Below are 17,974 nucleotides of genomic sequence, written 5' to 3' on the forward strand. Positions count from 1 at the left end.
GTCGCACCGGATCGGAGGGCCGGGCGGAACGGCATCCTCCGATCGGAGGATGCCGCGACGGACCGACGGACCGACTGGAGGCCCGAGGCGGGCCCGCCACGCGCCTCCAAGCCGGTGCCGGGCCCTGTCAGGAACCGAGCGCCGCCCGCAGGAAGGGCGCGGTCCGGCTGTCCGGCGCTGCCGCGACCGCGGCAGGTGTACCGGCCGCGACCACGCGGCCGCCCTCGTCCCCACCCGCCGGTCCCAGGTCGATGACGTGGTCCGCCTGCGCGACGACCGACATGGTGTGCTCGACGACCACGACGGTGTTGCCGGCGTCCGTGAGTCGTGCGAGCTGGCCGGTGAGCAGCTCGACGTCCGCCGGGTGCAGCCCGGTCGTCGGCTCGTCGAGCAGGTAGAGCGTGTGACCGGTCCGGGCACGCTGGAGTTCGGTGGCGAGCTTGATGCGTTGCGCCTCGCCGCCGGAGAGCTCCGGTGCGGGCTGCCCCAGACGGAGGTACCCGAGCCCGACGCTGCGGAGGGCGTCGAGCGCGCGGGCCGCGGCGGGCAGGTCGTCGAGTGCTGTGGCGGCCTCGTCGACCGTCATGCCGAGGACGTCGGCGATCGACGCGCCGTTCCGGCGGACCTCGAGCGTCTCGGCGTTGTACCGGGAGCCGTGGCACTCGGGGCACGGCGCCCAGCTGCCCGGCAGGAACAGGAGCTCGACGGAGACGGACCCCTCGCCCTGGCAGACCTCGCACCGGCCGCCCTCGACGTTGAACGAGAAGCGGCCGGCGGTCCAGCCGCGCTCCCGGGCGTCGTCCGTTGCGGCGAAGGCCTGGCGGACGGCGTCGAACATGCCCGTGTAGGTCGCGAGGTTCGAGCGGGGCGTGCGACCGATCGGCTTCTGGTCGACCTCGACCACGCGGCTGACGATCGGGTGCGCCGTCGCGACGGTGGGCAGGACACCGCCGACGAGCGAGGACTTGCCCGAGCCGGACACCCCGGTGACCGCGGTCATCACCCCGAGGGGCAGGTCGACGTCGAGGTGGTCGAGGTTGTGCAGCGACACGTCCCGGATCTCGAGGGTGCCGACGGGCGTGCGCTGCTCGTGCACCGGGACCGCCCGTCCCGGCTGCAGGAACCGCCGGGTGACGCTCTCGGACACCTCGGCGAGTCCCTCGGGCGGACCGCTGTACAGGACGCAGCCCCCGCCGGAACCTGCGCCCGGTCCGACGTCGACGATCCAGTCGGCCCGGCGGACGATGTCCATGTCGTGCTCGACCACGAAGGCGCTGTTGCCGCTCGCGCGGAGGTCCTCGAGCACCCGGACCAGGGGCTCGGCGTCCGCCGGGTGCAGGCCGGCGCTCGGCTCGTCGAGGACGTACACGACCCCGAACAGGCCCGACCGCAGCTGCGTCGCGATCCGGAGCCGCTGCATCTCGCCGGGGGAGAGCGTCGGCGTCGCCCGGTCGAGTCCGAGGTAGCCGAGCCCGAGTCCGGTCAGGACCTCGACGCGGGAGAGCAGGTCCGCGGCGATCGACTTCGCCACCTCGGACCGTTCCCCGGACGTGACCCGGCTCTGCGCGGGCGCGGGGTCCGTCAGCGTCGCCGCCGGTCGGAGCACCTCGGCGACCTCGGACAGCGGCAGCGCGTTGAACCGGGCGATCGACAGGCCGCCGAACGTCACCGCGAGGGCAGCTCGAGTGAGCCCCGAGCCGTGGCAGAGCTGGCAGGGGCCGGACTCCACGAAGCGCATGGCCTTGTTCCGCTGCGTCTCGCTCTGCGAGTCGGCCAGCGTGTGCAGCGTGTACTGCCGGGCGCTCCAGAACCGGCCCTTGTACGGCTTGGCCACCCGGTCGCGCTTCGGGTGGACCTGCACGACGGGCTGCTCCTCGGTGAACAGCAGCCAGTCGCGGTCCGCCTGCGGCAGGTCCCGCCACGGCCGGTCGATGTCGTAGCCGAGCACCGCCGTCACGTCGCGGAGGTTCTTGCCCTGCCACGCACCGGGCCAGGCGGTGATCGCGCCGTCGCGGATGCTCAGCGAGGGGTCGTGCACGGCGGAGGCCTCGGTCACCTCGTGCGCCGTCCCGAGCCCGTGGCAGCGCGGGCACGCCCCGGTCGCGGTGTTCGGCGAGAACGAGTCCGAGTACAGCTGCTCGGCGCCCTCGGGGTAGGTGCCGGCGCGCGAGTAGAGCATACGGACGGAGTTGCTCAGGGTCGTCAGCGTGCCGACCGTCGAGCGGGTGCTCGGGGCGCCACGGCGCTGCTGCAGGGCGACGGCCGGCGGCAGGCCCGTGATCGAGTCGACGTGCGGGGTGCTGCCCTGCGCGATGAGCCGACGGGCGTACGGGGCGACGGACTCCAGGAAGCGGCGCTGCGCCTCGGCGAAGACCGTGCCGAACGCCAGGCTCGACTTCCCGGAGCCGGACACGCCCGTGAAGGCGACGATCCGGTCGCGGGGGATGTCCACGTCGACGTCCCGGAGATTGTGCTCGCGGGCGCCGCGGACGCGGATGAAGCCGTCGGGTGCGGTGGCCGTGGTCGGGTCGGGCGAGCCGGTCTGGTCGTGCGGGGCGGGCATTCGTTCGAGCGTAGGCCGGACGGCTGGACGCCGTTCCGCGGTGCGGCCGGTCACGGTCGTCGCGGTCGCCGCGGTCGCCGTCGCCGCGACGGACTGACGGACTGGAGGCGCGTGGCGGTCTGGCACCGTGCCTCCAGTCCGGTGGTCGGTACCGCTGGTGCGTAGCGGCCGCCAAGGGGCGTCCGTTCGACGTCCCGTCGTGATCGCCGCCGCGGCGGCTACTCGCAGCCGACCCCGTCGCCGTCGCGGTCAAGTTTGCGGGAGTAGCCCGGGTCACCGACGCGGACGGGTGCGGCACCCGCCGCACGGGCGGCGTCGCAGTTCGCGAAGAAGGTCGGGGCCGCGGCGGCTCGGGCCTGTGCGTCGGCGGCAGCCTGCGCTGCCGCGGCGTCGGCGGCGGCCTGGGCATCGGCAGCAGCTTGTGCGGCGGCCGCGGCGGCTGCGGCCTGTGCCGCGGCGTCGTCGGCGGCCTGCTTCGCTGCGGCTTCTTCTGCGGCCTTCTTCGTGGCATCTGCGGCGGCCTGTTCTTCGGCGGCCTTCCGCGCAGCTGCCTCGTCGGCTGCCTGCTGCGCCGCTGCCGCACGCGCTGCCTCGGCCGAGGCGCTCGCCGTCGCGGTGGCGGAGGACTGGGCGGCATCTGCCACGAGCGCCGGAGCATCGCTCCCGCTGCCAGAGCTGCACGCACTGAGCGTGAGGACGAGCACGAGCGCGCTGGCGGCGCTGATCACGGCGCTGTGGACGTTCTGCGAGGACGACACCTGGTTCTCCCAACCTGAGGACTCGTCCATGATTCCGTGGGGACCGCTTCGTCGCGATGCCCCCGTTCCGGGGTGCGGTCGCCGGAACGGAGCCGATCGTCTCGGTGTTCGGCGGCTGCGCGGGCGCTCCAGGTACTGCCCCGGGCGAGCCACGATGCCGCGGCAGATCTGCGGTGGAACCGGAACTCCCGATGATCGTCAGGCATCGTGTGCAATGTGTTGACATGTCAAATGCCGACCTCCTAGCTTGGGTCGAGACCCACGCCGCGGGTCCTGATGAAGGAGGAGCAACAGATGCGGAAGTCGATGATGACGGTGGCTGTCCTGGCGACGGCGGCATCGCTGTGCGCGCTCGGGGTGACCAGCGCTTCGGCGGATGAACGACCCGACGTGGCCGGATCGGTCGTGGGTGGGAGCGCCTCGGCCGACCAGCCGTCGACCGCGCGCAACGGCACCGCGTACGTCGGTGGCGGGACGTGGACCTACGGGGTGTGGGACGGCCGCGTGCACTCGCTGTTCAACACCGCCCGCTCCACGCATCGCGCGTCCGTCAAGTCGAACGGCGTTCTCGTCCGGTCCGACTGGGTGGCTCTGACGCGGACCGCGTACGCCCACCGTCCGGCGGCGATCGCGGGCAACCAGGCGTTCTGGGACATCCGCGGATGAGGAACGTCGCGGCCGCCACCGTCCTCGCGGTGGCGGCCGCGCTGCTGGTCTCGGCGGTCATCGCCCTCGGCGCCGCGCGCGAGGTCGCCACGCTCGGGTTGCTCGTCGGGCGGACGAGCGTCGCGCTGACGAGCCTGCCCGTCGAGGCGTCCAAGGCCGAGCGGATCCGCACCATCTCCGAGGCGGCTGCCGACGCCGACGTCGCCGTGGCGCTCGTGGTGCCCGATCGGCAGGGCGACCCGGATCGGTGGCGGGCGTTCTCCTTCCGAGGCACTGCGCAGACGCAGGGCCTCGGTACGGCGCTCGAGGTCCGGCCGATCGGTGACGGGGCGGACCTCGACCTGCAGGGGATCCTGGCGATCGACGGCGACGTCAACGACGTCGGGCGGTTCCTCGAGCAACTCCGAGCAGTGGGGTACGAAGCGACGGACACCACGCCGGGACCGGTGCCCGCGCTGCTGTACACGCTCGCCGACCCGGCGGTGGGGGCGGTGGCGGCGGCCGCGCTGCTGGGACTGGTGATCGCGCTCGTCGCCGAGGCCGAGCGCCGGGGCACCCGGCAGGCCCTGCGACTCCGCTCCGGGTGGAGCCCGACGCGGATCGCCGGGATCGAGGCCGCGGACATCTGCCGCGTCGCCGCTCCGGTGCTCGTGGTCGCCGTGGCCGGCACCCTCGTCCTGGCCCTGTGGCCCGGGACCGGCACGACTGCTCGGGCCTTCACCGTCACGGTCGCCGCCGTCGCGCTGTCGACCGCAGTCCTGGTGGTCGTCGGCGTGCACGTGGCGACCACGCTCGCCGCAGCGCGGAGCCGTCGCTCCGCCGGGTCGTCTGCCTGGGCCCCCGTGGTCGTGGGGGCGGCGGGGGCGGCACTCGTCGCCCTGCTCGTCGCGGACGCCCACGCGGTCGTCCAGGTACAGACGGCGGCGCAGGCATCGGAGCGGACGCTCCTCGCGGAGTCGCGGCACGGCGACGACGTCGTGCTCGGGCTCGGACCGACCGCGTTCGCTCAGGACATCGAGCTCGGACGGATCGGGTTGGCGGCGCTGGAACGGGACACGGCGAGCATGGCACACGCCTCGTTCACGGACCGTGCCACGCTCGTGGGTGAGGCGACCGCGGCCTTGCCGGCGGTGCTCGGCGCCCCACCTGCCCCGGGCGGGGCGCCGGTGTTGCTCGTCCCGGACGCCCTCGCGGCGGACGCGGACCGCCTCGCCGACGCGGCTTCGGCTGACCTCGCCGCGGGATGGGCGGTGGAGGAACGGACTCCGCCGCGCCCGATCGACATCGAGGTCCGGCGCGTCCCGTCCACCGCGGCCGTCACCGAGGCCGTGCTCGAGTGGACCAACGGCATCGAACCGGCGCTGCCGACGTGGCCGGACATCCCCGTGCTCGTCGTGCCGGACTCGCGGGACATCGCCCTGAACCAGATCGGCACCGCCGTCGCGAACGGCGAGGTCCGATTCGCCGATCGTCCTGCCCTCGAGCGCGCCCTCCGGCAGGCCGGACTCACCGACACGGTGCTGCAGGTCACCCGCGTCGGGACCAAGATCGAGCGGCAGATCGGCGCCGTGCGGGCGGAACGAGCGACGCGGACGGCAGCAGCCGTCGTCGCCGGGCTCGCGGTCGTGCTCGCCGCCGTGACCCTGGTGCAGGAGCACCGGATCCGGACGCAGCGCTCCGCGCGCGTGCGGTTCCTGGTCGGAAGACACCCGATCGTGCGGCACCGGGCGTTCGTCGTGACCGCAGGGATCGTGGTCGCGGTCGTGTCCGGAGCGACCGCGTCGTCCGTCGGCACGTCGACCGCCGGCGTACTCGCGACGGCACTGCTGGGTGCCGTGGCCGTCTCACTGTTGCTCGGCGGAGTGCTGGGCGTGCACGCGCTCCACCCCGGAGACCGATGGAGGAAGACATGGTGAACGCGCGACCGGTGCTCGACGCTCGGGGGCTCGGGTTCGACGTCGGGTCCCGGACGCTCTGGGAGGAGATGACGGTGAGCGTGCCGGAGGGCGGGAGCGTGGCCGTCCGTGGCGCGTCCGGTCAGGGCAAGAGCACACTGCTGCGGTGCCTCGGCGGCCTGCAGCGTCCGGATCGTGGCCGGGTCCAGGTGAGCGGCGTCGACGTCCACCGGTGCTCGGCGCGGGAACGCCGTGTGCTCCGACGCGATGTCGTCGGGTTCGTCGTGCAGGACCACGCCGTGGTCCCGCAGTGGACCGTCGAGCAGAACCTGCGCGTCGTGCGGCTGCCGGGGGTGGCGCGGGTGGACCTGGAGCGGCGGATCCTCGGAGCCCTCGCGGTCGTCGGTCTGCACGGACGGGGGCGGATGCGCGCGGGGCTCCTGAGCGGTGGTGAACAGCAGCGGGTCGCGGTCGCCCGGGTGCTCGTGCAGCAGCCGCGGCTCGTCCTCGCCGACGAGCCGACTGCCTCGCTCGACCGCGCGAGTGCGGCGCGGGTGTGCGAGGGGCTCGAGGTGCTGCGTTCCGCGGGGACTGCGGTGGTGGTCGCGACGCACGATCCGGAGCTGATCGCCTGGGCGGGAGCCGCCCTCGACCTGGGTGACGGAGTCCGAGCGTGAGCGACGGCGGTGTCGTCGCGGTGGGTGGGGCGGGACGGACTGGAGGCGCGGGGCGGCGTGGTGGGGCGCCTCCCGTCCGGTGGGTGGTGCGCTGGGCGGCGTCGCTGCGCGACCACGCGTGTGCCGGGAGGTCAGCCGTGTTCGCGGCCGGGGAGTGGGGCGCCGTCGAGGAACGCCTCGTAGTCGGCGCGGGCATCGTCGTCGACGGTGCGGGCGCCGTGGCCGTACCGGGCGTCGGTGCGGTCGCGCTTCGGGCCGGAGCGCCAGAAGCACTCGTCGGTGTCGACGTCGCGGAAGTTGGCGTCCCACGACTGCTCGCGGGCGAGGGTGCGGCCGTGGAAGTACGCCGTCCGCCACGTCTTCGTGAAGCGCACGCGGCTGATCCAGGCGGGGCCGGCGTCGAGGGGGTGGCCGGTCTTCAGTTGGACGCACATGATGCGCTCGGGCACTCACGTTCCGAGGCCGGTCCGGCTGACTCCCATCAGGCCGTCCACCGGACGTCAGTCGAGGAAGTAGGCCGCGGTCTTCTCGTCGGAGTCGAGGATGTCCGCGGAAGCCACCCCGACCTCGATCGCGAGCGCGACCGATCCGGCGAGCGCGGTCTCCACGTCTGGTGAGAACGCGCGGTCGAGGACTGCGACGTACGTCGACGCCGCGGATCTGAGCCGGTCGACGAGTCGTTCCTGCTCGCTCGTGAGACGTTCTCCGAGCAACCGCTGCTCGTCGGCGTATCGCTCGAGGAGCTCGCACTCCCGCCGAGCGAGGGAATCGGACACCGTCTGGTACATCACGGTCCCGACCGTGTTGCCGATCACGGCTCCGAGGACCGGGATCGGGATGACCGCTTGGCCGACGAGCGACGAGACCGCACTGACCGCAGCTTCCAGCGAGACCAGTTCGGCACGCTCGATGAACTCGCTCTCCGTGATCGTTCCGGTACGCAGCTCGTTCGCCAGCTCGGCGATGCCGAAGCTCGCCGTGACAAGTGCACTCGCAACAGCAGCGGGCGTCGCGGCCAGGTTGGTCAGGGTGTAGACACTCGCGCCGCGAACGCCACCCTTCACGACGCCCACTCCTGATTCGCCGAGGACTTCGGTCCAGTCGCCGGCGGTGAACTGCGCGAGCGGTGTCCCGGCACGGTGCTTCCTGACGACTGCCGTGACGAACGTCGTCACCCCTTCGACGACGCCGGCGGCGATCGTGGCCTTGCCCGCCTCTCGGATGGATGCTCGTTCTGCGGCGGATGCATCGGCACGCTGTGATCGAGCGGTTGCGCGCAGCGAGTCCTTCTCGCTCTCGAGAGTGGCCGTGTACGAGCCGCGTTGGACGTCCGCGTAGTCGAGCGCAGATGGCTCGAGGGAGTCCACGTCGACTCGTCCGGTCCCGAAGAACGCTCGGACGCGAAGCCAGTCGCGGTACGACGGGCCGTCACCGGACCCGGCGACGAGCTTGCTCGCGTCGGTTGCCGACATGGCATGCAGGTCGCGGATGGTCTCGTAGTGGTCCGCGGGGATCTGGTACTTCCCACCGTTCCGGATGAAGTCCGGATACTTGTTGAGGTGCTCGCCGATCGCCCCCAGCCCGAGACGACCGCCCGCGGCGACGAACTTCTGCTGGATCTCGACGCCGTCCCGGAGGAGGTCGACCGGGCCGTTGTCGTTGACCCACCCGTAGCGAGCAGCCTCGCCGACGATCCGTGCTCGGGCGTTGCCGACGCCGACCTCGGCGACCTCCGCGATGAAGCCGTGCATTCCCTTCACTCCGCCTCGGTTTCGGGCGACGACCTCGAGGTCGATCCTGCGGAGCGCTGCGTCGACCAACGAGAGTGCTTCGTCGAGGTCGTCGGCGTGCCGTTCCAGGCGGGCGAACAGCGTCTCGAGGCGGACCTCGTTGAGGCGGTTCACCCAGGCAGCGACAGCCTGCTCCTGGGTCCGCTTCGCGCCGCTGATCGGGTCAGTCACCCGCTGCCTCCGGCACGATGCGCGTCCCGAGGAGGCCCGCGCAGGAGGACGCTGAGTTGACCAGTGACGCAAGACGCGCCTGATCCGCCTTGGAGAGCCCGGTGAAGTCCTGGCCGAAGGCGGCGAGCGACTGCGTGTAGTTGTCCCGCAGGAGTTCGCGGACCGATGTGCTCCGCTCGAGCAGGGCCCTGATCTGCGTCTCGAGCGACCGGACGGCGGCAGTGTTCTCGCGAAGCGCGAGCAGCGCCTGGTGCTTCGCTTCCCGTGTCTCGGACTTCTTCTTCGTGAAGAGCACGATCGACGTGAGGAGCGCCGCCCCGGCCACGCTCCAGCCGATCGGACCGGCCAGTGCGAGGAGCGCTCCGCCCATCGCGGTTCCGCCCCCGCCGGCCGCCAGCGCGCCGCCGCCCAACCACGCGAGTGCTGCGTTGGTGGCTGCCGCTCCCGACAGCGTCGAGATCGCCGTGCCGGTGGACGCCGCGCCGAAGGTCGTCGCAGTCCACATCGCCGCTGCGGGCGCGAGGCTCGCCACGGCGGCGCCGACCGAGATGCCGGCACCGGCGCCGAATGCCGACGCCCGAGCGGCCTCGAGGTCCTTGCGCGCGAACTCCTCGGCCTCGACGAACGCGGTCCGGTTGAGCTGGACCCCCTCGAAGGCCGTCTCGAACGACTTCGGCGTGTTGGCGATGCTGTTGACCAGGTGCTCGACGAGTGCGAGCAGGTCCGTCGACCGCTCACGCTGCCGGAGGAGCGCGAGGCCCGTGTCGGTCATCGACGTGTGCGTCGCGTTGTAGTCGACCGTGGCTCGTTCGTACGGATCTTCGTCCGGGACCCTCCGGGCCTCGAGAGCATCCGCCGCTGATTCCCGCAAGGAGCGCGCTTGGCCGATCACGCGCGACGAGGTGTCACGTGTGGCCTGCCCCACCGTGTCGAGGGTCTTGGCCAGGCCCTGCTTCAGCTTCTCGGGGTCGATTGGTTGGGGCAACGTCACTCCTGTGCTCACCTTTTGGTCTTCGGAAAACTACCCGAAACGAGCGACAGTCAGGTCGGGTTGGGGACACGGCGCGGTCGTCGAGGCCGCCTTCTCGAGACGGTCGGGTCAGGCCAGCGGAGCCGAGGATCGCGCGGCGACGAAGCCGAACAAGGCTTCCGGGGTGACGGCCGCTCGACCTCGGAGGTAGTCCTCGAGCCGGACGCCCTCGACGTCGTCGTGGACCGACAGCCGTGCGAGACGGACCATGCCCGTGGCCGCAGCGGCGTCCTTGACTGCGTCGTACAGCGCGCGCTGCTTCCACCGGGGAGCCCCGACGTCCAGGAACACCATCTCAGCGTCTGCCGAACCGAACATCCGCTCGGCAGACGGGTTCGTCCATCGTCTGCCGCCGGTGCCGGACCGATGTTCTTGCTCTGTCGAGTGGCGTCGGTAGTCGACCGCCCACGGAAGTGTTGCCGCGAACGGGGCGAGCAGGGTCAGCGTGCGGTAGCGATTGAAGTGGAAGTCCTCGTCGAGCTCGACGACGACGTCGCCGTACGACAGATCCCAGGGGCCCGGTCGGATCTGTGGCTCGGCGGCAAGTCCGCCGAGCGAGCGGTACAGGTCGAGGATCTCCGTTCGGATGCTCGTAGTCAGATCAGGAAGCCTCGGCGCCGCCGGCCGAGGCGTCCTGGTGAAGCCCATCCGGACGAAAACATCGTCGAGCACCGCAGCACGTGCGCCGGTCCTGGTCATGGGCACAGTCTGGTGCTTCGACTGACTGCCGCGGATGAAGGACGCAGGAGATCGAGGGCTCTCGAGCCGCAGAGCAGGCACACCGTTCGGGGGCTCGCTCGCTCGCGTCGCAGCAGCGATGATGGGGTCGAGGAGTCGCGCATCACCGACGCGACTCGCAGGAACACCGGGGGAACATGCACAACGGGTACGCCGTCGTCGACTTCGAGACGACGGGTCTGTCGCCGGCCTACGGGCACCGCGTCATCGAGATCGGGATCGTCCACGTCGCACCGGACGGGCAGGTCGAAGAGTCCTTCGAGACCGTCGTGAACCCGGACCGCGACCTCGGGCCCGTGCACATCCACCAACTGCGCGGCGCCGACATGGAGGGAGCACCGACGTTCGAGGACATCGCCGGCACGCTCGTCGATCGCCTCCGAGGGCGCGTCCTCGTCGCGCACAACGCACCGTTCGAAGCGCGCTTCCTGCATGCGGAGTTCGACCGACTCGGTGTGCGGTCGCCGTTCTCCGAGGCCTCGCGGGCGCTCTGCACGATGCGGCTCGCGCTCGAGTTCCTGCCCGGCTCCGGGCGGAAGCTCGCCGATTGCTGCAGCGCGTACGACATCGAGCTGACCGATGCGCACGAGGCGCTCGCCGATGCCCGGGCGACGTCCCAGCTGCTCGCCGCCTACATGGCGACGTCAGCGGACCGGAGCCGTTGGGACACCTGGGGCGCGACGGCCGCAGGGCTCACGTGGCCGCGGGTTCCGTCGACCGGAGCCGGGTGGCTTCCGCGTCGGCGCGGTGGGGCTGCATTCACTCGGTCGAGGGTCGACCGGGCCACGGACCGGATGCCGGCGGTCGACGGCAGCGGCGCTGCGTTCCAGTACGCCGCGCTGCTCGACGCAGCGCTCGCGGACGGGCTCCTCAGCACCTCGGAGACGGCGGCGCTCGAGGCACTCGCGCGCGACTCGGGCCTGACCGCCGACCAGCAGCGTCGACTGGATCATCGCTACTTCGACGACCTGGTCGAGGCGGTCTGGGCCGACGGCATCCTGACCATCCAGGAGCACATCCAGCTGGAGCGTGTGGCTGCGCTCCTCGGGATCCCGAACGACCGCCTCGAGTACGTGGTGCACAGCCGCAAGCCGGGCGAGCGGCGTGCGGCGGCGGCGGTGGAGTCCGAGGACGAGAGCGTCTCGCTCGACGAGAGCAGCATCGTGTCGCTGACGGGTGAGATGCGTCGCGGTCGTGCTGCGATCGAGGCCGACCTGGCTCGGCACGGCATCCGGACGGCACCGGCGGTGACGAAGAAGACGACCGTGCTCATCGCGGCGGACGTCGACAGCCTGTCGGGGAAGGCGAAGAAGGCGCGGCAGTACGGGATCCCGATCCTCGGGGAGGACGTGCTCGAGGAAGCCCTGGCGGCAGCGCGCTGAGCAGCCCGGCCAGGTCCACGCTGGATCAGGCCGTCACAGCGGCCAAGCGTGCGCGCTCCTCGGCGAGCACCTGGGTGATGAGCTGTGACTCGGAGATGTCGAACGCCTGCACCGAGGCCTGCGCGGTGACGCTGACAGCGGCGAAGTCGCCGAAGATCTGCGACTTCCTCGCGAGCATCCGGACCAGGGCCGCATCGACGCCGTCCTCGGACAGCAGCCGGTGCACCTGGACCGTGTCGAGCTGGCCCATCCGTCGGGCACGGGCGATCGCCTGCCACTCGGTCGTCGGCTTGAGCTGCGGCTCGCAGATCACGACGACCGAGGCCGCCTGGATGTTGAGCCCCACGCCGCCGGCGATGATCTGAGCGACCAGGACCGCTCCGGGAGCCGCCGCGGAGAACGCGTCCACCATCTCCTGGCGGGCCGTCGGGGACGTCGAACCGCTCAGCGGACCGAAGACCTCGCCCCCGACCGCCTGACGTGCCGCTTCGAGGACTGCACGGTAGTGCGAGAACACGAGCGTCTTGCGACCGTTCGCGCGGGCATCGGCGACGACCTCCCGGAGCGACTCGACCTTGCTCGATGCATCGCCGTCGAGCATCGCGAGCTGCCGCATCGCGTGGAAGTTCTCGCTCGCGACCGCATCGGCGTACCGCGCGGTTTCGGCCGGGGTCAGGTCGGTCCACTCGTCGACCTCGACGAGGTCGGGGAGCTCCGTCAGCACGTCCTCCTGACTCCGACGCAGGTACACGGGTGCGATCTGCTTCCGGAACGCCATCGGATCGTGCTCGGCATCGACCGTGAGGTCCGGGCGGATGTGGTCGACGAGGACGCGGAACTCCTCGACGCGGTTCTCGAGCGGCGTGCCCGACATCAGGACGACGCGGTCGGAGCGGTCGAGGAGCGTCCGGGTGTGCTTCGTGCGCTTGGCGTCCGGGTTCTTGACGTAGTGCGCCTCGTCGACGATGACGGCCGCGAACCGTTGGTCCTCGGGGATGCGGGTGCCCAGCCATGCGAGCGTCTCGTAGGTCGTGACCGCGACGCCGCCGTCGCGGAGCCAGGCGTCGACGCCGTGGACGCGGCTCGGACCGTGCAGGCGGTGCACCGGCACCCGCGTGTGCTTCTCGGTCTCCCGGATCCAGTTCGCCACCACGGCCGCGGGGCAGATCACGACGAACCGCGGTACCGGTCCGTCCGCGGTCTGGTGGGCGGCTGCGACGTGCGCCACCACGGCCAGCGCCTCGACGGTCTTGCCGAGCCCCATCTCGTCACCGATGACGACCCGCTCCTGCACCAGGGCGAACGCGGCCCCGAACCGCTGGTAGCCGCGGAGCGATGCCGTCAGGAGCGTCGTGTCGAGTTCGAAGCGCTCGACCTGCTCGATCAGGCCCTCGGGGAGTGACCCACGGCCCGCGGTCGTCGAGTCCGTCAGACCGATCTCGTCGAGGAGCGCGAAGTAGCTCGCCGGCCGGTCGAGGAAGTCGCTCCAGTCGTCGGTCGACCGGAGCCGCTCACGGTCACCGGCTGCACGGACGGCCCGCTGCCGCGCGTCGTCCGCGTCGATCTCGAGCCGCTCGACCGTGCCCTCTGACGGGTTGAAGCCGCCGGAGGCGATCGCTCCCGGCTGGTGCACGATGCCGAGGACGGCACCGTGAGCGACCGCGGCCGCCAAGGGGCCGAGCTCGTCGACGAGCCGGGCGACACGAGGACCGCCACTGTTCTTGACCGCCTCCCACTGCCGGAGCGCTGAGACGAGCGCGACGCTCCCGGTGTCCTGCCGGCGGGCGTCGATCTGGACGGCCGCGTCGGCGCGGGCTGCGTCCTGCATCGCCCGAGCGGCGGCGTTGATCCGGGTCGCGGTCGTCTCGCCGACGCCGGGGAGCCGGCCGGCGACGATCGGGTCCGCGAGGAGCTGGCCGACGGTCTCGATGCCCGCGTCCCGGACAGCGACCAGGCGGAGCTGGTCCCGCGTGACCTCACGCAGTCGATCCACGTCCATCTGACGGAGTTCGCGGCGCGCAGCCTCCTCACGGACCCGCCGACCGGCTTCGAGGACGCGTTCGCGCGACGAATCGGCAGCCTCCACGGCCTCACGCAGGATCGCGATCGTCCTCGGCAGGTGGTCGAGCGCGGCGAGGTCGATGAGGGCAGCAGGACCGAGGTCAGCGGTCGATGAGAGCAACCGGCCCTCGGTGTCCAGCAGCGGTTCGAGGCTGGTCGGCGGGGGACGGCGGTCACGGGTGTCGACCGCCTGCAGCGCCGACAGGACGCCGCTCCGGTCGAGCCAAGCGTTCGTGTCCTCGAGGTACTGGTCGGCACGTGCGGCTGCGTCGCGGCGCTCCCGGCCGACGAACAGGCTCGCGATGCCGGAGACCGCGTCTTCGTCGTCGAGTGCGCGGCGGACGTCGTTCGTGAGCATGTCGAGCAGGTCCTCGACGGGCCGGTCGATGCGGGGGAGCGCGGCTGCGTGCTCGATGGTGGCCGCGAGCGGCTCGTCGCCCTAGCGGAGCGGGATGACCGAGCAAGAGAGCGCAGTGCCGCGGACCTCGACACGACGGGACAGGATCGCGTCGACCGCTGCCGTCGCTGCGGATGCTGCAGCTGTGCGGCGCGCACGGATGCCGTCCGCGACGTCTGCGAGCATCCGCATACGGTCTCGGATCACCTTGTCGACCATCGCCGCCCTCCCCGGTTGTCGAGCTCATCGTTGCACGGCGCCGCGTCCGACGCCGACGCCGACGCCGACGACCCCGACACCGGCAGCGCCGTCACCGGAGGACGCCGACCCACAGCCCGTCGCGGGCCCGGGTCATGCCCACGTACAGCTCCCGTCGGTCGAGCTCCCGCCGCTCCCGGTCGGCCTCGGACGGCACGCCCGTCTGCGCCGCGGTCTGCTCGGCGAGGAGCCGTCCCTTCACGTGCGCGAGCAGCACCTGCTTGAACTCGAGCCCCTTCGCGCGCTTGATCGTCCCGACCTTCACCGCGTCGACGGTCCTGCCGTCGTAGCGCTGCATCGGCACGACCGGGATGCCCGCCACCCGCAGCGCCGCCGTGACCTCGTCCGCCTGCTGGTTCGTTGCGGTGAGCACGCCGACGTCGCCGTGGCCGGTCCCGACCAGGTGCAGGACCTGCCGGATGCGCGCGACCATCGCCGCGTCGTGATCGCCGCTGCTCGTCGCCCGGTGCACCGTCGGCACGCTCCCGGATCGGGTCACCGCGGAGACCGCGTCGCCCACGCCGTCGACCCCCTCGATGTCGACGAACTGATCATCGGCGACCATCTGCTTCGCGAACTCGAGCACCTCGGCGGTGTTGCGGTGGTTCACGTCGAGCACGACTCCGCGTCCGGCCAGGCTGATCCCGAGCTCGCCGAGGGTGTACCCGCCCGGGTAGATCGTCTGCTGCCCGTCGCCGATCAGGGTGAGTCCGTCCTGCCGGTCACCGACCAGCGTGTGCAGCATCGACACCATCGCGCACGACAGGTCCTGGGCCTCGTCGACGATCACCGCGCCGTACCGGTCGAGCGGGCGCTCACGGAGGGCGTCGCGCGCCATGAGGACGACGTCCTCCCAGTCCGTCCCGCCGCGCTTCCGCAGACCCGTCGCGTACGCGTCGTAGAGGTCCCACACCGCCTGCCGCGTCTCCAGCGGGAGTGCGTGCTTGCGTCCGACACGGGACAGGTCGGCGTACTCCTCAAACCGCGTCAGGCCGCGTCCCTTGATGACGTGCTTGACCTCGTCTTCCCAGTACCGGCGCGTGAAACGCGCCGAGCGCAGCGGACTGGAGGCGCGGATCGCGTTCCATGCGTCGTCGAACGCGAGTCGCGCCTCCCGTCTGGGAACGCGGTACGCGATCCCGCGCTCGTCCAGCAGGCGCTTCGAGAACGCGTGGACGCCCATGAAATCGACGCGACCGACCATGTCGGGCGCGAGGCGCGCGAGGAGCGACTCGAGGACGGCGGGGAGGGTCGCGATGTACGTCGTGAAGAGGACGCGGCTGCCGGTGGCGCGCGCGAGGTAGGCGGCGCGGTGCAGGCCGACGACGGTCTTGCCGGTGCCGGCGGCACCGCGGATCCGCGCGGGACCGTTGAAGCTGCGGCGAGGTGTCCGGCTGCTCGCCGATCACGGGGAAGTGCTGCAGCAGCGCCGCGAGCACCTCGTCGACGCGAGAGGCCGAGAGCCGGGCACCGCGCTTGGTGATGTGCCCGACGACGTCGTGCACGCCGAGGACGTCGACCGACGCGACCCGGGCGTGCATCCGCCTCTGGCCGGCGAGGGCGGCGATCGCGTGCACCTCGTTCGGTGCGAGGCCCGTGTCGGCGAGGGCGGCTTCGGTCGAGTAGGCGAGGTCGGCGAGCCGGGCAATGTCGTCGGTGACGTCCTCCTGGCCGCGGGTGATCCGGTCGCCGTGGACCGCGACCTCGCGCCACGCCTTCGTGTCGACGATGAAGACACCGCCGCGGCCGACGACGACCATGTCGACCTGGGCGGTGCGGCTGCCGGGCCACCGGCGGTCGGCGAGCAGGTGGTAGCCGATACCGGCGAGTGGGGCGAGGATCCGGGCGGTCTCGCTCTCGGTGCGCTCGGCGATCTCGAAGCGCTCGGCTCGTCGTTCGGCGTCGTCGGCCTGGCGTCGGTGTGCGTCGGCGAGGCCACGTTGGCGGCGGGCCTCGAGGCCTGCGGATTCCCCGGGGATCCTGTGCGTCGCAGCGTGCGTCGTCCCCTGGGCGCGCGGTGCTGAACCATCCTCGTGGACGAGGGGTGCTGGAGGGCAGTAAGCGTTGTGGGGGCTGTTGTCCCTTGCCAGCTGTCATGAAGTGTTCGTTCCACAATGGTGATCCGACCGTAATACATGGCGTATCAGTACCTGCAGGATCGAGGCATGAACGAGTTGCGTCGTCTTCTCTCGCGCCCATCGCGATGTCTCCTCGCTGCCGCGCTCTTCGTCGGGGTGCTGGGCGGTGCCGAGCTGATCGATCCGCCGTCTCGCGCTGCTGCGGCAACACCGGGGGAGTGGGCGCACCCGGCCGCTGAGGCCATCACGCCCAAGCGCTGGTCGTACGTCTGGCAGCGATGGGACGGGACGAACTACTCTTCTCAGGCGACCTGTCTTGCACGTGGGCGCGCCGTCCTCAAGCATTACCCGGACGTCCAGTCGATCTCCTGTCGAAAGCCGTGCGGGCGCTGGTGGCTCTACACCTATCGTCAACAATGGGTGTGATGGAGCGGGTCTGTGCTGAGGTGTTCGTGGTCAGGCGCGACGGGCGGCTCGTAGCCGAGCCGACCGGCGGCGTAGCCCGCCGAGCCGAGGACGCTCCTCCGCAGACGTGGTTTGCAATCATCGACGACGAGGCAGCAGAGCCTCTGCACTCCGGCTGCGACCGGGTCTCTGCCGAGATCGAGCTCCTGAGCCCGGTGCCGGAGAGCGGCATGCTCGGACGAGTCGTGCGGCTCTCGCCTGCGTCGAGGCCATCCGGGCCGTCGGTCGCGGTCCCGCCGAGTCGACGTGACGACGCGATGGACCTCCTCGAGCTCGTGCCTGACCGATGGCAGCCCTACGAGGTGCGCGCCGGAGAGCTCCGTCCGAACATGTGGGAGGTGTTCGTCGGCACGCTGTTCCCGGTGTCCGTCGGCGAGCTCGACGCTGTGCTCGGACGCGGCTGGGAGCGTCTCGTCCGAGTCGAGCCGTGGCTCGTTCCGAGGGCGGCTCCGGGCCTCGAAGAAGGGGTGGGCTGAGTGCGACGCCGGCCATCTGAGTCGAGCGAGTTCAGGACCTCTGTGTTTCCGATGCGTAGCGGGCCGAGCGGTGGGGCGGTGGCAGCGGTCACATTTCTCTTGCTGCCAGCGGCCGTGATCCTCGTCGCCGGCCTGTTTGTTCACCGCTTCGAGTGGCCTTCGCTCGCGGTCGCCCTCCTGGTCCTGGTCGGAGCCGGCGCGTCGGTCGTCGCGGCGCGGCGGACGTCTGCGTTCCTCATCTGCTCCGTCGACACCGTGATCGTGGGCTTCGCCCCGTTCTGGAGGACGACTCTGCGAGCTCGAGCCATCTCCGCTGTGGATGTGATCGAGGTCGACGCCTTCGCTGAGTACGGCGGATGGGGAATCAAGGGCGGTGCGCGCGAAGAGCGTGGACGTCTGTACTCCGCGGGTGGTCGCCACGCGGTGCGTCTTTGGATGCTCGATGGACGGACCTTCGTCGTTGCGTTCTCAGACCGATCCGAAGCGGAACGGGCGCGGACGGCTGTGGCGGGACTGCTCGAGAGCACCTGACGGCGTCGAAGGAATTCGCCCGGACAGCAGCCCCGTCG

General features: G+C 71.5%; 16 protein-coding genes and 1 pseudogene. 7 read left to right on the forward strand and 10 right to left on the reverse strand.

Annotated features, from left to right (window positions below; genetic code table 11):
* Positions 1-127 precede the first annotated feature (127 nt).
* Positions 128-2,563, reverse strand: a complete 2,436-nt coding sequence (locus DEU32_RS12110; RefSeq protein WP_114850774.1) for an excinuclease ABC subunit UvrA — start codon at positions 2,561-2,563, stop codon at positions 128-130.
* A 218-nt stretch (positions 2,564-2,781) separates the two neighbouring features.
* Positions 2,782-3,351 carry an excalibur calcium-binding domain-containing protein gene (locus DEU32_RS17410; RefSeq protein ID WP_114850775.1) on the reverse strand — a complete coding sequence of 190 codons (570 nt, stop codon included), beginning with the start codon at positions 3,349-3,351 and terminating at the stop codon, positions 2,782-2,784.
* 264 nt (positions 3,352-3,615) lie between these two features.
* Here DEU32_RS17410 and DEU32_RS12120 point away from each other — a divergent pair, with 264 nt between their 5' ends.
* The 3 genes from DEU32_RS12120 to DEU32_RS12130 are packed head-to-tail and all read left to right on the forward strand — an operon-like array spanning position 3,616 to position 6,559.
* A complete protein-coding gene (locus tag DEU32_RS12120; RefSeq protein ID WP_181819278.1) occupies positions 3,616-3,987 on the forward strand; it encodes a lactococcin 972 family bacteriocin in 372 nt (123 codons plus the stop codon).
* Positions 3,984-5,903, forward strand: a complete 1,920-nt coding sequence (locus DEU32_RS12125; protein WP_114850777.1) for a hypothetical protein — start codon at positions 3,984-3,986, stop codon at positions 5,901-5,903. The genes DEU32_RS12120 and DEU32_RS12125 overlap by 4 nt, the downstream gene beginning before the upstream one ends.
* A complete protein-coding gene (locus DEU32_RS12130) occupies positions 5,897-6,559 on the forward strand; it encodes an ABC transporter ATP-binding protein (RefSeq protein ID WP_114850778.1) in 663 nt (220 codons plus the stop codon). Before DEU32_RS12125 ends, DEU32_RS12130 begins: the two co-directional genes overlap by 7 nt.
* Positions 6,560-6,690: 131 nt before the next feature.
* On the opposite strand, the gene DEU32_RS12135 is transcribed toward DEU32_RS12130, so the two are convergent.
* The 4 genes from DEU32_RS12135 to DEU32_RS12150 form a co-directional block, all read right to left on the reverse strand.
* Complete coding sequence (locus DEU32_RS12135) at positions 6,691-7,008, reverse strand: hypothetical protein (protein WP_114850779.1); 318 nt, start codon at positions 7,006-7,008, stop codon at positions 6,691-6,693.
* Positions 7,009-7,059: 51 nt separating this feature from the next.
* On the reverse strand, positions 7,060-8,520 hold the full coding sequence (locus tag DEU32_RS12140) for a hypothetical protein (RefSeq protein ID WP_220152783.1): 1,461 nt from the start codon (positions 8,518-8,520) through the stop codon (positions 7,060-7,062).
* Entirely contained in the window at positions 8,513-9,505 is a 993-nt protein-coding gene (locus tag DEU32_RS12145) for a hypothetical protein (protein WP_114850882.1), read from the reverse strand. The genes DEU32_RS12140 and DEU32_RS12145 overlap by 8 nt, the downstream gene beginning before the upstream one ends.
* 114 nt (positions 9,506-9,619) lie before the next feature.
* Positions 9,620-10,249 (reverse strand): hypothetical protein, encoded by a 630-nt coding sequence (locus tag DEU32_RS12150; protein WP_147281462.1) that lies wholly within the window; start codon positions 10,247-10,249, stop codon positions 9,620-9,622.
* 176 nt (positions 10,250-10,425) lie between these two features.
* Between DEU32_RS12150 and DEU32_RS12155 the strand changes: the two genes are divergently transcribed.
* Positions 10,426-11,670, forward strand: coding sequence for an exonuclease domain-containing protein (locus tag DEU32_RS12155; RefSeq protein WP_114850781.1), 1,245 nt, complete (start codon positions 10,426-10,428; stop codon positions 11,668-11,670).
* 25 nt (positions 11,671-11,695) lie between these two features.
* On the opposite strand, the gene DEU32_RS12160 is transcribed toward DEU32_RS12155, so the two are convergent.
* The 4 genes and pseudogenes from DEU32_RS12160 to DEU32_RS17670 form a co-directional block, all read right to left on the reverse strand.
* Positions 11,696-14,089: a DEAD/DEAH box helicase gene (locus DEU32_RS12160; protein ID WP_114850782.1), complete on the reverse strand. Its 2,394-nt coding sequence runs from the start codon at positions 14,087-14,089 to the stop codon at positions 11,696-11,698.
* Positions 14,090-14,170: 81 nt separating this feature from the next.
* Entirely contained in the window at positions 14,171-14,314 is a 144-nt protein-coding gene (locus DEU32_RS17200; protein WP_181819279.1) for a hypothetical protein, read from the reverse strand.
* 124 nt (positions 14,315-14,438) lie between these two features.
* Positions 14,439-15,743: a 3'-5' exonuclease gene (locus tag DEU32_RS12165; RefSeq protein WP_114850783.1), complete on the reverse strand. Its 1,305-nt coding sequence runs from the start codon at positions 15,741-15,743 to the stop codon at positions 14,439-14,441.
* 379 nt (positions 15,744-16,122) lie between these two features.
* Positions 16,123-16,476 (reverse strand): annotated as a pseudogene (locus DEU32_RS17670) (hypothetical protein); the annotation flags it as partial.
* A gap of 75 nt (positions 16,477-16,551) precedes the next feature.
* Between DEU32_RS17670 and DEU32_RS16945 the strand changes: the two are divergent.
* From DEU32_RS16945 to DEU32_RS12185, 3 genes are all read left to right on the forward strand, one after another.
* A complete protein-coding gene (locus DEU32_RS16945; RefSeq protein ID WP_147281463.1) occupies positions 16,552-16,890 on the forward strand; it encodes a hypothetical protein in 339 nt (112 codons plus the stop codon).
* Complete coding sequence (locus DEU32_RS12180) at positions 16,890-17,405, forward strand: hypothetical protein (RefSeq protein ID WP_147281464.1); 516 nt, start codon at positions 16,890-16,892, stop codon at positions 17,403-17,405. The genes DEU32_RS16945 and DEU32_RS12180 overlap by 1 nt, the downstream gene beginning before the upstream one ends.
* A gap of 78 nt (positions 17,406-17,483) precedes the next feature.
* Positions 17,484-17,936: a hypothetical protein gene (locus DEU32_RS12185; protein ID WP_147281465.1), complete on the forward strand. Its 453-nt coding sequence runs from the start codon at positions 17,484-17,486 to the stop codon at positions 17,934-17,936.
* The last annotated feature ends 38 nt before the right edge of the window (positions 17,937-17,974 follow it).

The sequence above is a fragment of the Curtobacterium sp. AG1037 genome, assembly GCF_003349855.1.
In the GTDB taxonomy this organism is placed as follows: Bacteria; Actinomycetota; Actinomycetes; order Actinomycetales; family Microbacteriaceae; genus Curtobacterium; species Curtobacterium citreum.

Coding starts and splice junctions, on each gene's coding strand:
- DEU32_RS12110 (WP_114850774.1), bottom strand. CDS start 2,563: ATGCCCGCCCCGCACGACCAGACCGGCTCGCCCGACCCGACCACGGCC.
- DEU32_RS17410 (WP_114850775.1), bottom strand. CDS start 3,351: ATGGACGAGTCCTCAGGTTGGGAGAACCAGGTGTCGTCCTCGCAGAAC.
- DEU32_RS12120 (WP_181819278.1), top strand. CDS start 3,616: ATGCGGAAGTCGATGATGACGGTGGCTGTCCTGGCGACGGCGGCATCG.
- DEU32_RS12125 (WP_114850777.1), top strand. CDS start 3,984: ATGAGGAACGTCGCGGCCGCCACCGTCCTCGCGGTGGCGGCCGCGCTG.
- DEU32_RS12130 (WP_114850778.1), top strand. CDS start 5,897: ATGGTGAACGCGCGACCGGTGCTCGACGCTCGGGGGCTCGGGTTCGAC.
- DEU32_RS12150 (WP_147281462.1), bottom strand. CDS start 10,249: ATGACCAGGACCGGCGCACGTGCTGCGGTGCTCGACGATGTTTTCGTC.
- DEU32_RS12155 (WP_114850781.1), top strand. CDS start 10,426: ATGCACAACGGGTACGCCGTCGTCGACTTCGAGACGACGGGTCTGTCG.
- DEU32_RS12160 (WP_114850782.1), bottom strand. CDS start 14,089: ATGCTCACGAACGACGTCCGCCGCGCACTCGACGACGAAGACGCGGTC.
- DEU32_RS17200 (WP_181819279.1), bottom strand. CDS start 14,314: ATGCTCGCAGACGTCGCGGACGGCATCCGTGCGCGCCGCACAGCTGCA.
- DEU32_RS16945 (WP_147281463.1), top strand. CDS start 16,552: ATGAACGAGTTGCGTCGTCTTCTCTCGCGCCCATCGCGATGTCTCCTC.
- DEU32_RS12180 (WP_147281464.1), top strand. CDS start 16,890: ATGGAGCGGGTCTGTGCTGAGGTGTTCGTGGTCAGGCGCGACGGGCGG.